We start from the raw sequence: 14,082 nt of genomic DNA on the forward strand, positions 1-14,082 counted from the left end.
CCTCGGAGGCAACGAAAAAGCCCGGCTTCGGCCGGGCTTTCTCGTTGTCGCACTGCCGACACGCTTAGAACTCGAGGCTCCAGCTGTCGATGTAGCCGGTGTCACCGGTTGCCGCATCCTGCACCCGCAGTTTCCAGGTGCCATTGGCCAGCTCGCTGCTGGCATTCACCGTGTAGGTGGTGATGATGTTGTCGGCGCTGCCGCCGGTGCGGTTGTGCAGGGTGTACAGGCTGCCGTCCGGAGCCACCAGGCGCACGATCAGGTCACCGATATAGGTGTGGATGATCCGCACGTTCACCTTCAGCGTGCTCGGCATGTTGCCGCTGCGGCCGCTGACCGTGACCGGGCTGTCCACCGTGGCGTTGTCGCGGATCTGGTAGTCGGCGGTGTTCTCGTACTTGATCAGCGTGCTGCCGCCCGCGCGGTAGCCGGCCTTGGTGGTGACGCCGGTGGAGCCGGCATCCAGCCAGTTGGACAGCCGGGTGCTGCTGGTGCCGCCGCCGGTCCAGGACACCGAGAGGCGACCGTAGTAGTCCGACAGGTCATTGCCGCAGGCCGCCGAGCCGCCGTGCAGCTGGCCAACCAGCAGCTTGTTCTGGTTCCACAGGCCCGAGCCCGAGGAGCCGCCCTCGGTGGTGCCCTGATCCCAGTCGACCACGCGCCAGTGGGTGGTGCCGCTGCCGCCGCCATAGGCGCTGATCTGCAGCGCCTGGTTCTCGACCGCGATTCGCTTCTCGTGACCCGACGGATGATGGATGCCCACCGCCGAGGTCGGGGTGGCGGTGCCACGGTCCCAGCCGGAGAAGTAGGGGTTGGCCGCCGTCGGCACGGCGCTGCTCAGCTGCAGCAGGGTGAAGTCGCTGGCGGCATTGGTGGCGCGCAGGGTCGAGCCCGACTGGCTGTGGCTGGCAATGGTCTTGGAGAGCGGCGTGCCGCTGGACGAGGAACCCGGCGTTCGGCAGGTGCTGCTCTGGTAGTTCCAGTACACAACCACGGTGCTGGCGATGGTCTGGGTGCTCAGGCAGTGGTTGGCGGTCAGGAAGTAGGGCGTGGTGGTGTTGGCGGTGTTGGCCAGCAGGGTGCCGGTGCAGACGTAGGAGCTGCTGCCCTGACTGAAGGTGTAGTGGCCGACCGAGTCGATCTGGTCGCGCCAGGCATCGCCCGCCGGGCAGGCGGTGTCGACGTTGCAGCTGCCCGACTTGGCCTGGCCCTCGACACCCTCGAACAGGCCGCGGTAGCCGTGGGTCACCGAGGCCAGCTCGGCCTGCACGCGGTGCTTGTCGCGGGCGGAGACGGTGATTTCGATGCGCGCGCGCTCACCGGCCACGTAGGGTGAGTACCAGGCGCCGCCGGCCACTTCGTGGGGCTGGATGACGCGCTGGTTGCCCTTGCCCTCGCCGATGATGCGCAGCTGCGCCGACTCCGGAAGGAACAGGCGCGAGAAGTGGAAGTCCAGCGACTTGGCGGCCGGCGAGACCAGCTCCAGCGACCACACCCAGTCGCCTTTGGCGGTGCGCTCCCAGTGGCCACCGGCCTTGGCCTGCGGCACCGCTACGCTGACGCCGTAGCGGTAGGCGCCGCCCACGGCCTTGGCGTCCTCGGCGAGGATCCTGGTCAGATCGGGGCTGGGCAGGACCAGGGCGTCGCCGAGCAGGAAGGCGTCGTCCTGCGGCGAAACCTGGGCGAAGGACGGAGCGACGAAGGCCAGGCACAGCGCGGCGGCCAGCGGGGACAGCACTACACGCATTTCGGATCTCCAGATACGAATATAGATAGACCGTCGATCGCTGGGCGCTCGGCGGAATCGGACTTGCGAGTGGAAGCAGCCGGGAGATCGATGCGGCGCAGGCTCGAAGGCGCTGGTCCGGCGCATCGCGGGACTGCCATGCCCGGCGGGAGGCGCTGCGGGCACGGGACTTCCTGTCGGTTCGCGCGGCCTCCAGCCACGCCGCCGGATCCCGCCATCTGGCGGAATCGGCGTCTGCATGTTCATGCAGTGCTCAGGTAACTTAAGCCTGGTTCAGAAGCACGTCAATCGTGCGCTGCACCACAAACGGGATGGCCTTGCACCACCCCGGATGGATCAGAGCATGCCGGTCTCGAGCCGCGCGGCTTCGCTCATCATGCTCTGGTTCCACGGCGGGTCGAAGACCAGCTCGACCTCGGCCTCGGAGACCGTCGGAATCAGTTCCAGCTTGCTGCGGACGTCGTCGACCAGTACCTCGCCCATGCCGCAGCCCGGCGCGGTCAGGGTCATGTCGACCTCGATCCGGCGGTCGCCGCCGGCCAGCCGCGAGACCTCGCAGCGGTAGACCAGCCCAAGGTCAACGATATTGATCGGGATCTCGGGATCGAAGCAGGAGCGTAGCTGGTGCCAGGCGAGGACCTCGACATCGTCGTCGGAGGCGCCATCGGGCAGTTCCGGCGGAGTCATCGGTTCCTTGCCGATGGCGTCGGCATCGGTGCCGGCAACGCGGAACAGGTTGCCCTCGACGAAGACGGTGAAGCTGCCGCCGAGCGCCTGGGTGATATAGCCGACCGAACCGGCCGGCAGGGTCACCTTTTCGCCCTGCGGCACCATGACGACCTCGCAGTCGCGTTCGAAGCTGATCGGTTCGCTGGTTCGGCTGTAGCCCATGGAGTCCATCACGCTGGCGCCGACAGCCGGCGCCCGAGCCGCTATTCTAGCCGCCCCCGATGGAGCGCCCATGAATTCACGCCCCACCGCCCCCGCCGCCCTCTCCACGCGGGGCTGGCTCCTGCTGCTGATCGTCACCCTTGCCATCACCGCCGGACTCTCGGCGGTGTGGGCGGGCGTGGCGGCGCTCAGCGGCAGCAACGCCAGCTGGATGGCCGTCGTCGCCGCGCTCGACTCCGCCTTGCTGCTGCGCCTGGCGGGCCACCCACCGGGCCGACGACGGGCGGCGCTGGGCGTTGTGATCACCGCGGCGACCATCGCCTGCTCGGCGATCATGGTCGCCGCGGCCAAGATCGGCATGGTGGTGGGCATGAAGCCGATGGCCGCCCTGTCCCGGATCAGCCCCGAGATGGTGCCGCTCTGGCTGGGAGGCCAGGTGGGCTGGATGGACGCGCTGTGGGTCGCCTCAGGGATCCTCATCGCCTGGTTCAGCGCCAGGTAGCAAGGCGGCACGAAAGCGCGTCCGAGGCGCCGAGAAGACGTTCATAGGGTGCGGCTGGCCGCACCGGGCGTACCGTCCGAACGCCCGTATCGGTGCGTCCAAGACGCACCCTATGGGGCTTCACCAACGCGCAGCGAAGCCCGACTGTAGGAGCGCACATGGGCGCGACCGCGGCGTTTCGGATTCACCACAGACCGAGGCCAGAGCGCGCCTCCGCGGTCGCGCCCAAGGGCACTCCCACAGTTTGACTTCGGCAGGGCCTGCTTTGCGGCGCCAACCGGACCTGGCAACGCCGTTGCGTGTGTAGGAGCCAGCTTGCTGGCGATCGTCCGGTCCGGGGTGCCTATCGCCAGCAAGCTGGCTCCTACAGCGGGACCGGGGCGAATGCGAACTTCGCGCCCTCTCCTGCCCCTGGGCGCTAGGCCGCTTCGAGGGCGTCGACCAGACGGCCTTCGATGTCCTCAAGGTCGGGGATGACCGCCTCGTCATCGCGCAGCATCACGCGCATCAGGGTGCCCTGGCGCAGCGGCGCGCTGTCGGCGCGTTCGAGAAGGGCATCCTGGGAGACCGTGGTCAGGCGCGGGAAGCCCTGGGTGATCATGCAGAAATACGGCAGGCGCGGATGGCCGGAGAGCGCCTTGAGTACGGCAACCTTGGCGCCGCGTTCGCCTTCGGTGGCGGAGAAGCCGGCCAGCCGGGCAAACGACACCATGGGGATCCGCCAGCCGCGCCAGCGGATCCGTCCAAGCAGCCAGTCCGGCGCCCCGGGAACCGGCTCGGGGTCCGAATAGGTGATGACCTCGGCGACGGTCGCGTTGGGCAGGAGCAGGCGGCCGTTGGTGACCGAGATCATGACGCCGCGGATGTCGCTGGTGGGTGTATCCATGGTCTGGGCGGGTTCCTCGTGGGCCGTCGCGGGGCGGTGGTGGGGGTCGGTTGCCGGCTCAGCCGCGCCCGTAACGGGCGACCAGCTTCTCGCCGAGTTCGCGCGGGCTGGCGACGGTCTCGAGCAGGCCGCGGGCACGGGCGCCGTCGATCATCGAGCTGACCACGCAGCTGTCCGGATCCTGTCCCCAGACTTCGCCGCCCATGGCAGTGACGTGGCTGGCGCCGTCGACTGCATCGCCGGCCATGCCGCTGAAGATGATCGCCAGGGTGTCGCGCCCGAACTCGTCGGCGATGGCGCGGAAGGCGTCATTGATGCAGGGCTTGTAGCGCGGCGGCTCGGGATAGTCGGAGCGCTCGATGCTGCCGTCGCGGCGGATCGTGTAGCGACCGTCCGAGGGCAGGATGAGCACTTCGCCCATTCGCGCGGGGGACGGGTCCTCCCCGGCCACGCGGACGTTGAGCGCCGAGGCCTTCTGCAGCTGCTGGGCGAGGCGACCGAAGAATCCATTGTCGAGATGCTGGACCAGGACCAGCAGGGCCGGGAATCCGGCCGGAATCGCGCCGAGGAAGCTGCGCAGGGCATCGGGGCCGCCGATCGAGGCGCCGAGCACGACCACCCGGCGGATCTGGCCTTCGACGGCCGCCGAATCGGGCGTCGTCGCCGGCGACTCGCCGGGCATCGGCTCGAGACTGAGCCCGATCGAATCGAAGTCGAAGCTCGCGCCGGACTTGGGCGCCGCCTCGCCAGCCGGCGCCGACGGATCGGCATCGATGTCCAGCAGGCTGAGCTCGCCGAACCCGCCGGAGGCGGCAGCAGCCGGTGCCGCCGGCGACGCAGGCTCAACGGATTCTTCTCCGGACCCGAGCTGAGCGGTGGGGGATTCCCCCGGCTCGGGCAGTTCGAAGTCGATATCGAAGCCGGCATCCTCAATCGCGCCGGACGCCGGTCCGGATCCGGTGACCTCCTCGTCCCCGCCATCGCCGCCGGACAATGCATCCAGCTGCGCCGCCAGGGCGGCGACGTCTTCATCAAGACTGAGGTCGACCTCCTCATCGGTCTCGCGCGGCAGCGGCGCGGGCGGGGCATCGGCGTCGAAGCCCTGCAGCAGCGCCTCGAAGTCCTCGCCTTCCAGCCGGGGCTCGCCCTCGTCCTGGTCGACGTAGGCACTGCTGGCCGGGGCGACGTCCACAGCGTCCGGCTCCTCGTTCAAGGCCTCCAGTCCGGCCTCGATATCGGCGAGGTCGATGACCACCGTGGGGTCGTCGCTGCCGCGCCGCGGGGCAAGCGGTTCGTCGCCCTGTGCATCATCGCCCTTGATGGAGAGCTCCGCGTGAAGTTCGTCGCGGGAAAGCACGACGGTGGGCTCGTCCGGCCCCAGCCGTCGGCCGGTCGCTTCGAGCTCGTCATGCGGTACCAGCTCGAAGTCGTCTATCTCAAGCACCTCGTTTGGATCGAGGTACTGCTCGGACGCGGTCTGCGGCACGGGGCGCTCGAGCGACACGCCGGAAAGCTCGAAGTCCGTGTCGTCCTCTGCCGCTTCGCGCTCAAGTTCGATCGTGATCAGGGGCTCATGCTCGACCTGCTCGGGCTCGGAGGTTTCGAGCTCCACCCGCGGAACATCCTCGTCAACCAGCTGCCGGCTGGCCGGCACCACTTCGCCGCTGAGCCGGGCTTCCTCGGCGATGTCGTTGAAGGCCCCACTCTGGTCGTCGGCCTCGGCGTCCGGCGCCCGACCGCGGGGCTGCGGCTGCAGGTCTCGCAGCGGAAGGGACTCCGACCCGGGCGGCGGCGGCGGCGTGGCGTCGCTGCAGCGCAGCACCTTGGCCACCAGGTGCCTCGCCCAGCGGGCAAGGTCCCAGCCGGAGAGCTTCTGGGTGACCTCGGACTCGTTGAAGATGACCTGCACCGCGGGGTCGTCGAACAGCGCGTCGAGATGATCGATGGCGTCCTCGAGCCCTGCGTCCAGGTTGACGATGAGGGTGCCTGCGTCGAGCCCGCGCAGCGCCTCGGTGTCGACCTCGCGAGGATCGCCCTCGTGGACGATCTCGGCGCCGACCTCGCTCAGGGCAGCGCGAAGCTGGGCCCGGACCTCGTCATCGCGGCCCAGCAGGGCGACCCGCTCCGGCGCCGCGCTGTCAACCTGCGCCGCCACGGCCCACCTTCAGCAGTTCCTGCACGTTGCGCATCAGCTCGGCCTCCTGGTAGGGCTTGCCGAGGTAGCGGTCGACGCCGATCTCGAACGCGCGCTGGCGATGCTTCTCGCCGGTGCGCGAGGTGATCATGATGATCGGTACGCCGCGCAGGCGGACATCGTTGCGCATGTGGGTGGCCAGCTCGTAGCCGTCCATGCGCGGCATTTCGATGTCGAGCAGCATGGCGTCCGGGACGCGCTCCTGCATCTTCTCGATCGCGTCGACGCCGTCCTTTGCTGTGAGCACCTCGTAGCCGGCGCGCTCCAGCACGCGCGAGGACACCTTGCGCATGGTGATCGAGTCGTCGACGACCATGACCAGGGGAATCTTGCGCGCCTCGACCGGCACACCCTGCGCCGGCGCCTCTCCCACCGCATGCAGGGCCGCGGCCCGGCGAACCAGCGGCGCAACGTCAAGGATGATCACCACCGAGCCGTCACCCATCACCGTGGCACCGAAGATGCCCGGAATGGAGTTGACCTGCGGGCCGGTGGGCTTGACCACGATCTCGCGGCTGCCGATGACCTGATCGATGGAGATCGCCGCGCGCAGATCGCCCGAACGGGCGAGCAGCAGCGGCACCTGAAGCGACTCGCTGGCCTTGACCTGGCCATGGCCAAGCAGCAGCCCGAGATCGTGGATCGAGTAGCGCTCGCCGGCATACTCGAAACTGGCGTCGCCTTCGGCGAGCTTTGCCTCGAGCACGTCCGGGGCGATGCGCGCCACGCCCTGCACCGAAGTGATCGGGATCGCGTAGGAGGTCTCGCCGAGCTTGACGAAGACGGCCTGGGTGACGGCGAGCGTGAACGGCAGGCGGACCACGAACTCGGTGCCCTTGCCGAATTCGGACTCGATGTACAGCGAGCCGCCCAGCTGCTTGATCTCGCTGTGGACCACGTCCATGCCGACGCCGCGGCCAGCGATCTTGCTGACCGACTGCGCGGTGGAGAAGCCCGACTCGAGCACGAAGCCGAACAGCTCGCGATCGGACAGCTGGGCGTCCGGATCGAGCAGTCCGCGCTCGATCGCCTTGCGGCGGATCGCGTCACGGTCCATGCCACTGCCGTCGTCTGAGACCCGGATGACGACTTCCGAGGCTTCGCGGGAGACATGGATGCGGACCGTGCCCTCGGCCGGCTTGCCCGCGGCTTCGCGGGTATCGGGCGACTCAAGACCATGTGCCAGCGCGTTGCGCAGCATGTGCTCTAGCGGCGCGGTCATGCGATCAAGGACGTTGCGGTCCATTTCGCCCTGCGCACCTTCCACCTTGAGCTGGGCCTTCTTGCCCAGCTCGCTGGCGGTTTGGCGCAGGATCCTGCGCAGCCGCGGGACCAGTGCATCGAAGGGCACCATGCGCGTGCGCATCAGCCCTTCCTGCAGCTCGGAGCTGACCCGCGACTGCTGCAGCAGCAGCGTTTCGTACTGCCTGGTCAGATCGTCCAGGGTGCCCTGCAGGTTGGTCAGGTCGGCAGCCGACTCGGCCAGGGCGCGCGAGAGCTGCTGCAGGGTGGAGAAGCGATCCAGCTCGAGCGGATCGAAGTTCGCCGCCTCGCCCTCGTCCTGCTCGCGCTGGTAGCGGGCGATGATCTGCGCCTCGGTCTCGATCTCCAGGCGACGCAGCTGTTCGCGCAAACGATTGGTGGTGGCGTCCATCTCCACCAGACCGCCGCGGAAGGCACCGACCTGCTGTTCCAGGCGGGCGCGGTAGATGGCGACCTCGCCGGCGTAATTGACCAGGCGGTCGAGCAGGTCGGCGCGGATGCGGATCTGCTCCTGCGGGGCGCGGGTGATCGACTCGTCTTCGTCCAGGGCGGTATCGAGCGCGGTCGGCTTGGCCACGCTGGCCAGCTCGGCCGGACGGGCCGCTGCCGGCGCGGGGGACTTCGGTGCCGCATCGACCTCGACCTCGGCCTCGGCGTCCGCGAACTCGAGCTGCTCGCCGCGGACCAGGGCCTCGACGTAGCCGAGCAGGGTCGTCGGCATGGCCAGCGCCTTGCGCTCGCCAATGCGGGTGACCATGCCGTGCAGGCGGTCGAACACCCGCTCGAGCACTTCCATGCCGGCGCCACCCAGGTCACGGCGACCGTCGGCCACCGCTTCGAGCAGCGATTCGGCGGCGTGGCCGAGGTCACCGATCGGCACCAGGCCGGCCATGCGTGCGCCGCCCTTCAGTGTGTGCAGGTCGCGCTGCAGTCCGACCACCAACTCACGGTCGGTCGGGTTCTCGCGCAGGCGGGCCAGCATTCCGTCGCTGTGGTCGAGGATGTCGACACCTTCCTCAAGGAAGATGTCCAGCAGCTCCTCATCCATGTCCGGCAGCTGCAGCGGACCGTCCGGATCGGGGTCGGCGTTCGCCAGCGCCGCGGCCAGACCGCTGGCAGCCACCGCTGCCGCGCGCGAATCGGCTTCGGCTTCGGTCTCGGCTTCGGTCTCGGCTTCGGTCTCGGCTTCGGTCTCGGCTTCGGTCTCGGCTTCCGTCTCGGCTTCGGTCTCGGCTTCGGTCTCGGCTTCGGTCTCGGCTTCCGTCTCGGCTTCGGTCTCGGCTTCGGTCTCGGCTTCGGTCTCGGCTTCGGTCTCGGCTTCGGTCTCGGCTTCCGTCTCGGCTTCGGTCTCGGCTGACTCCTCGACGAGCTCCTCGGATTCCGGTTCTGCCTCGATCACCGGTTCGACCGCCTCGACGGAATCGCTGCCGGGCTGGTCGTCGGCGATGGCCACGGCCTCATCCGGAACCTCGGCAACTTCCACCGCCTCCGGCTCGACCGCTTCGGCCTCGGCCTCTGTGGTCCCACCCTCGGCCACGTCGGTCGGCGCTTCCAGTTCGATCCCTTCCGAAGACTCCAGTTCGATGGCCTCGACTTCCACGGCCTCGTCGGCTTCGGGCTCGAAGGACTCCGCAGGAGAGTCGTCGGCCTCGACGGCAATGCTCTCGATCTCGCCACTGTCGAAAGGTGCGCCGGCCAGCGCAGCCTCGATGGCGGCTTCGTCCATTTCGCCAAGCCCCGGCTCGGTCCCTTCGGCGACCTCCGCCTCCCCGGCCTCGGCCTCGGCCGGCGCATCGGAAAGCAGCAGGGCGACCAGGGCCGCATCGTCTTCTGCGGCGGGCAGCGGCTCGGACGGCGTGTCGGCACCGGACTCGGCTTCTGCCCGAGTCTCGGCCTCCGCTTCGCTCTCGGACGCGAAGTCGTCTTCGATGATGTCGAATCCGGCTTCGGTCGGGCGATCTCCGTCCTCTCCGGCTTCCCCGGCCCGGGCTTCGGGCATCAGGTCGTCGAAGCTCAGGGACTCGCTATCCAGGGTGTCGTCAGCAGCGTCCGCCTCGGTCAGCGCTTGGGCGCCGTCTTCCGGGACTTCGTCCAACGCGATGAGGCCGTCGTCCGGGTCGGCCAGCTCGATCTCCTCGGGCCGCGCTTCTGCGCTTTCCAGCGCCTGCTGCGCGATTCCAGCGCCCAGGGCAGCTTCGGAATCGGCCTCGGCGGCGTCCTCGGCGGCGGCGTCATCTTGCGCCGCTGCCTCGGCTTCCGCGGGGTGCTGATCGGCCTCGGCCATGACCGGGGCCTCGTCCAGGGACTCGGCTTCGGCCGCGACCTCGGTGGCGGCTTCGTCCTCCTCCGCGGCCAGCTCGTCCATCTCGGTGTGCAGCGGCAGCAGCGGGCCGCTCGGCTCGGGCAGGGTGTCGCGCAACGCCGCAAGGCGCTCGGCCAACGGGTGGAAAGCGGGAGCGAACGGGGGCTCCTGCTCGAGCGAGCGCATCAACTTGCGGATGGCTTCCGCGGCCTCGCCCATCAGGGTCACGCCTTCTGCGGTCGGCGCGGCGCGCTGGGCGATCAGGCGCTTGATGTAGCCCTCGAGCGGGCTGACCACCTCGGTGATGTGCGGCACTTCGGTCATCGCGAAGGCGCCGCTCATGGTGTGCACGGCGCGCAGCAGCGGGTCGCTGACCATCTGCGGCTGTTCGCTGCTGGCCGAGACGTACTCGTCCACGGTCTCGAGATGACCGGCCACCTCTGCCTTCAGGATGTCGAACAGTACGGCGTCGATGGCGAACACCGAGCCATCGCGCGCCGCGTCTTCGCCCATCGCCAGCGTCTCGTCGGCTGCCAGCGCGGCATCCAGTTCCGCCTCGTCTCCGACCAGATCCATGGACTCGATATCGATCGGCTCGATGTCCTCGTCCGCGGACGGCGCTTCGGCCAGCTCGTCCTCGAGCCCGGCCAGCTCGCGCTCCAGCTCCTCGCCCAGATCGTCGAGGCTGCCGGATGGCACTTCGGCTTCGCCTTCGATCGCGGCAAGCGTGTCTTCGTCGACCAGGTCGGAGACATCGATGGTTTCTTCAGGCAGGGTCTCGTCCTCGACGCCAGCCTCGATCTGGTCAGGGGCGGCTTCCTCGACCGCCTCGGCATGCTCGTCGAGCTCCTGCAGGGCCTCCTCGATGGATTCCGAAGGCGTCTCGGCGAGCAGAGCCCCCTCGCCCTGCGGCGCTTCCTCGGCGTGCCCACTTTCCGTCGTCGGCTCGACCGGCGCGGCCCCCTGCTCGGCGACTTCGGTCGGGGCGGATTCCTCGAAGCGAGAAGCCTCGCGGACCTGCTGCGGGCTGAGCAACTCGCCCGCGGCGATACGGTCGGCGGCCTGCTTGATGCCCTCCAGGTTGCTGCTGATGCGGCCCTCGCCCTTCAGGGCTTCGAGCAGGCCCGGCAGCGCCTCGTGGGCAGCGCCGATGATGGCCACCACGCCTGCGTCCGGGCGGATGGTCTGATCGAGCACGCGGTTGAGCATGTTCTCGATCTTCCAGCTGAACTCGCCGAGGGTCAGCGCGCCGACCAGGCGTCCGCTCCCCTTGAGGGTGTGGAACACGCGTCGGATCGGCTTGAGCAGCTCGGCGGACTCGGGATTGGCTTTCCACGCCGGGAACAGCTCGCCGAGGTTGTTGATCTCCTCCTGAACCTCCTCGATGAAGACCTCTCGGATCTCCTCGTCGATATCCTCGCCGGCGATATCGAACCCTTCAACCGGCGCCTGCGCCGCTGCTGCGGCCGGGACCGGCGCAGGTGGAGCAGCGGGAGAAGCCTCGATCGGGGGCGCGGGCTCGGCAGCATCGGACTCAGCAGTCTCCGGCCCGGGCTCTGTACCCACTTCGGGGCTTGCCGCGGCATCCGCGCCGCTGGCTTCCGGCTCGGCGGCCAGCGCGGGTGCTTCGCGCGGCGGCTCGACCACGCTCTCCAGTTCGGCGTCGCGCGCTGCCACCGGCACACCGTCCGCAACACCCTCCAGGGCGCTGTCCGGAATCGGCCAGTATCCCAGCGCTTCGAGGCGCTGACGGGCGACATCGAGGATCTTCTCGCGCCCGGCGCGATGCTCGCGCAGCGCCTCGAGGTAGTACTCGAGGCTGGCCAGGGCGTCGGCCAGGGTGTCCAGCTGCTGGCCGTTGGGCACGCGGTGCCGGGTCAGCAGCTCGACCTCGGTGAAGCGTGCGATGGCGGTCAGATAGCGCGGCGGCTCGTCCAGCTCGAGGATACGCAGCGCGCCGCCGACCTCGCCGAGCAGGCGCGGCACATCCTGCAGCTGGGTGTGGTCCCAGCTGCTCTCCACAAAGGCCACGAAGCACTGCTTGGCCTGGGCGAAATTGGCCTGTGCCTCCTTGACCAGTGCATCGAGCACCTTGCGAGAGTCGGCCTGGGCGGCGTCGCGGATGCCGCCGCCGCTGCCGAGGTGCTGGACCTGGTCGTCCAGCGAGGATTCGACGTAGAGCAGGGCGCCGGCGATGTCGAGCAGGGTCGACTCATCGGCCGGTCGCTTGCCCTGGGCAACCTCCTCGACCGCCTGGCGCTGTTCGAGCACCACGCCCCGGGGAACCCCGAGGCCAAGCATGCCGAGGGTGTCGGCAACCCGGCCGAGGACCTCGGCCTGGGCGGCCAGCGAGGCGACGTCGTCGCTCTGCGTGCGCAGATGCAGGTCAAGCGCGTCCTTGACCCGCAGCAGGTCCTCCTTGATCGCCGCGGCCACGGTGTCGAGCAGGGCGCGGTTGTGACCGCTGATCGACCCCTGGGCATGGCGGATCTCATCCTCGCTGGGCAGCAGCCGGTCGAGGTCGAAGGTCTGGCGCAGCTCGGCGATCCGACCGTGCTGGGTCGGTGCATGCGCGGCAAAGTACAGCAGGGTGCGGGTCAGTTCGCGCGGCGGGTCGACACGGAAGGCCGCCTCGCCCTGGTCGGCCAGGCGCTTGATCTCGCGCTCGACCTTGCCGAAGGCCTGCTTGAGCGGCACCGGCGGATCGAAGGCGCGCTCGCGCAGCGCGGTGAGCAGGCCGGCGCTGATCCAGAACAGGCGACGCGCGTCCTCTTGGGCAATCAGGCTGACCAGCTTGTCGCAGACCGCGGCGAGCCGCGCGACGTGGGTGGCGGGGTCCTCGTTCTTGAACCACTTCAGCAGCGACAGCTGGAACTGGACGCGCAACTGCTCTGCCAGGCGGCCGAGCACGGCGCTGTCGACGGTGCGCTCGGGGCCCTTGGCCGAGCCCGGCAGGGACCGGCCAAGGTCGGGCGTGAACAGCACGCTCTCGGACAGCCCCTTCTCACCACGCGCCGCGCGCAGGTCATTGAGCAGGGGCAGCAGGACGATGGGGATGTCCTTGTGGCCCGACTGCAGCCGCTCGAGGTAGTCGGGCAGCTGGACGATGCCGCGCATGAGCACGGTGTAGGCCTCGTCGCGATTGCCGATGACATCGTGCATCAGCGCGTCGGCGAGGCGCTCCATCTCCTCGGTGACCATCGCCGCGCCGTACAACTCGACCATGCGCAACGTGCCCTGCACCTGGTGCAGGTAGGTGGCGCAGAAACGCATCTGGCTGACGTCGGTCGGATCCTCGACGTAGGCCTCCAGCGCCTGGCGGGCCTGCTTCAGCGTCTCGTCGAGCTCGCCCTTGACCCAGGTCAGCGTGGTGAAATCGATGTCGTCTTGCAGCCTCATGCCTGGGTCTCTTTCGATTGACGGAGGAAGGCCAGGGTCTGGCGGCCTCCGAAACGCATCAGTTGGGGATGGCTCCAGCCGGTGACTTCACCCGGCCCCAGCACCAGCAGCCCATTGGGCCGCAGCAACCGGGCAAGGCCATCGAGCAGCTCACCGCGTCGCTCGCGAGCGAAATAGATGAGCACGTTCTGACAGTAGATCAGGTCCAGCTGGCGCAACGGCGCACGCGAGGCATGCATCAGGTTGACGCAGGCAAAGCCGACGCGCTTGCGCAGGCGCTCGGCGATGCGGAACTGGTCCTCGCCGTCGGGTTCGATGCCCTCGGCACGGTAGGCGGCCGGAATCTCCTCCAGCCGCGACAGCGGATAGGTCGCCGAGCGCGCCATCGACAGCGCCGACTGGCTGACATCGGTGGCAGTGATGCCGAAACGCCGGTAGCCGCCGTGCTCACCCAGCGCCCGATCGAGCACCAGGGCCAGCGTGTAGGCCTCCTCACCGGTGGAGCAACCCACCGACAGCGCGTGGACGGGCTGGTCGCCGGCCACGTCCTGCGCCCACAGCGGCAGCCACTCCTTGCGGATCAGCTCGAGCGAGGGCAGATGGCGGAAGAAGTGGGTCTCGTGCACGGTGAGGTGGTCGACCAGGGCCGCCCACTCCACCGCGCCGCGGGCGCCATCCAGCAGCTCCTCGTAGTAGCGCGAGTAGTCGGTATGCCCGGTCTCGCGCATCCGCCGGCGCAGGCCGGTAACCAGGAACGGCTTGCGCTCCGGCGGCACGGTGACCCCGGTCCGCGTTTCGAGCAGCCGAACCCAACGGGCGAACTCAAGGTCGTCCATCGGCGGAGGCGGCGTGCTTCCGCGGCTGCTGGATTTGGCGGCCATGCCCATGCTTCGGGTCG

At 69.0% G+C, this 14,082-nt stretch carries 7 protein-coding genes; 1 reads left to right on the forward strand and 6 read right to left on the reverse strand.

Annotation, left to right across the window (positions count from 1 at the left end):
* Positions 1–64: 64 nt before the first annotated feature.
* Together M0G41_RS11800 and sufT are read right to left on the reverse strand one after the other, a co-directional pair.
* A complete protein-coding gene (locus M0G41_RS11800; protein ID WP_248209418.1) occupies positions 65–1,747 on the reverse strand; it encodes a proprotein convertase P-domain-containing protein in 1,683 nt (560 codons plus the stop codon).
* Between the two features lie 336 nt (positions 1,748–2,083).
* Positions 2,084–2,638 carry a putative Fe-S cluster assembly protein SufT gene (sufT, locus tag M0G41_RS11805; RefSeq protein ID WP_248209420.1) on the reverse strand — a complete coding sequence of 185 codons (555 nt, stop codon included), beginning with the start codon at positions 2,636–2,638 and terminating at the stop codon, positions 2,084–2,086.
* A 70-nt stretch (positions 2,639–2,708) separates the two neighbouring features.
* Between sufT and M0G41_RS11810 the strand changes: the two genes are divergently transcribed.
* Positions 2,709–3,140: a hypothetical protein gene (locus M0G41_RS11810; protein ID WP_248209423.1), complete on the forward strand. Its 432-nt coding sequence runs from the start codon at positions 2,709–2,711 to the stop codon at positions 3,138–3,140.
* A gap of 418 nt (positions 3,141–3,558) precedes the next feature.
* Here M0G41_RS11810 and M0G41_RS11815 read toward each other — a convergent pair whose 3' ends face one another.
* Genes M0G41_RS11815 through M0G41_RS11830 form a run of 4 tightly spaced genes read right to left on the reverse strand, consistent with a single transcriptional unit; the run spans position 3,559 to position 14,065 of the window.
* Positions 3,559–4,026 carry a chemotaxis protein CheW gene (locus M0G41_RS11815; protein WP_248209425.1) on the reverse strand — a complete coding sequence of 156 codons (468 nt, stop codon included), beginning with the start codon at positions 4,024–4,026 and terminating at the stop codon, positions 3,559–3,561.
* 58 nt (positions 4,027–4,084) lie between these two features.
* Positions 4,085–6,181 carry a chemotaxis protein CheB gene (locus tag M0G41_RS18845; RefSeq protein ID WP_248209427.1) on the reverse strand — a complete coding sequence of 699 codons (2,097 nt, stop codon included), beginning with the start codon at positions 6,179–6,181 and terminating at the stop codon, positions 4,085–4,087.
* Positions 6,165–13,184, reverse strand: a complete 7,020-nt coding sequence (locus M0G41_RS11825) for a hybrid sensor histidine kinase/response regulator (RefSeq protein WP_248209429.1) — start codon at positions 13,182–13,184, stop codon at positions 6,165–6,167. The genes M0G41_RS18845 and M0G41_RS11825 overlap by 17 nt, the downstream gene beginning before the upstream one ends.
* The gene (locus tag M0G41_RS11830; RefSeq protein WP_248209430.1) at positions 13,181–14,065 is read right to left on the reverse strand and encodes a CheR family methyltransferase; all 885 of its coding nucleotides are present in this window, start codon (positions 14,063–14,065) and stop codon (positions 13,181–13,183) included. The genes M0G41_RS11825 and M0G41_RS11830 overlap by 4 nt, the downstream gene beginning before the upstream one ends.
* Positions 14,066–14,082: the final 17 nt, after the last annotated feature.

The organism is Pseudomarimonas salicorniae, from assembly GCF_023156535.1.
Taxonomy (GTDB): Bacteria; Pseudomonadota; Gammaproteobacteria; order Xanthomonadales; family Xanthomonadaceae; genus Pseudomarimonas; species Pseudomarimonas salicorniae.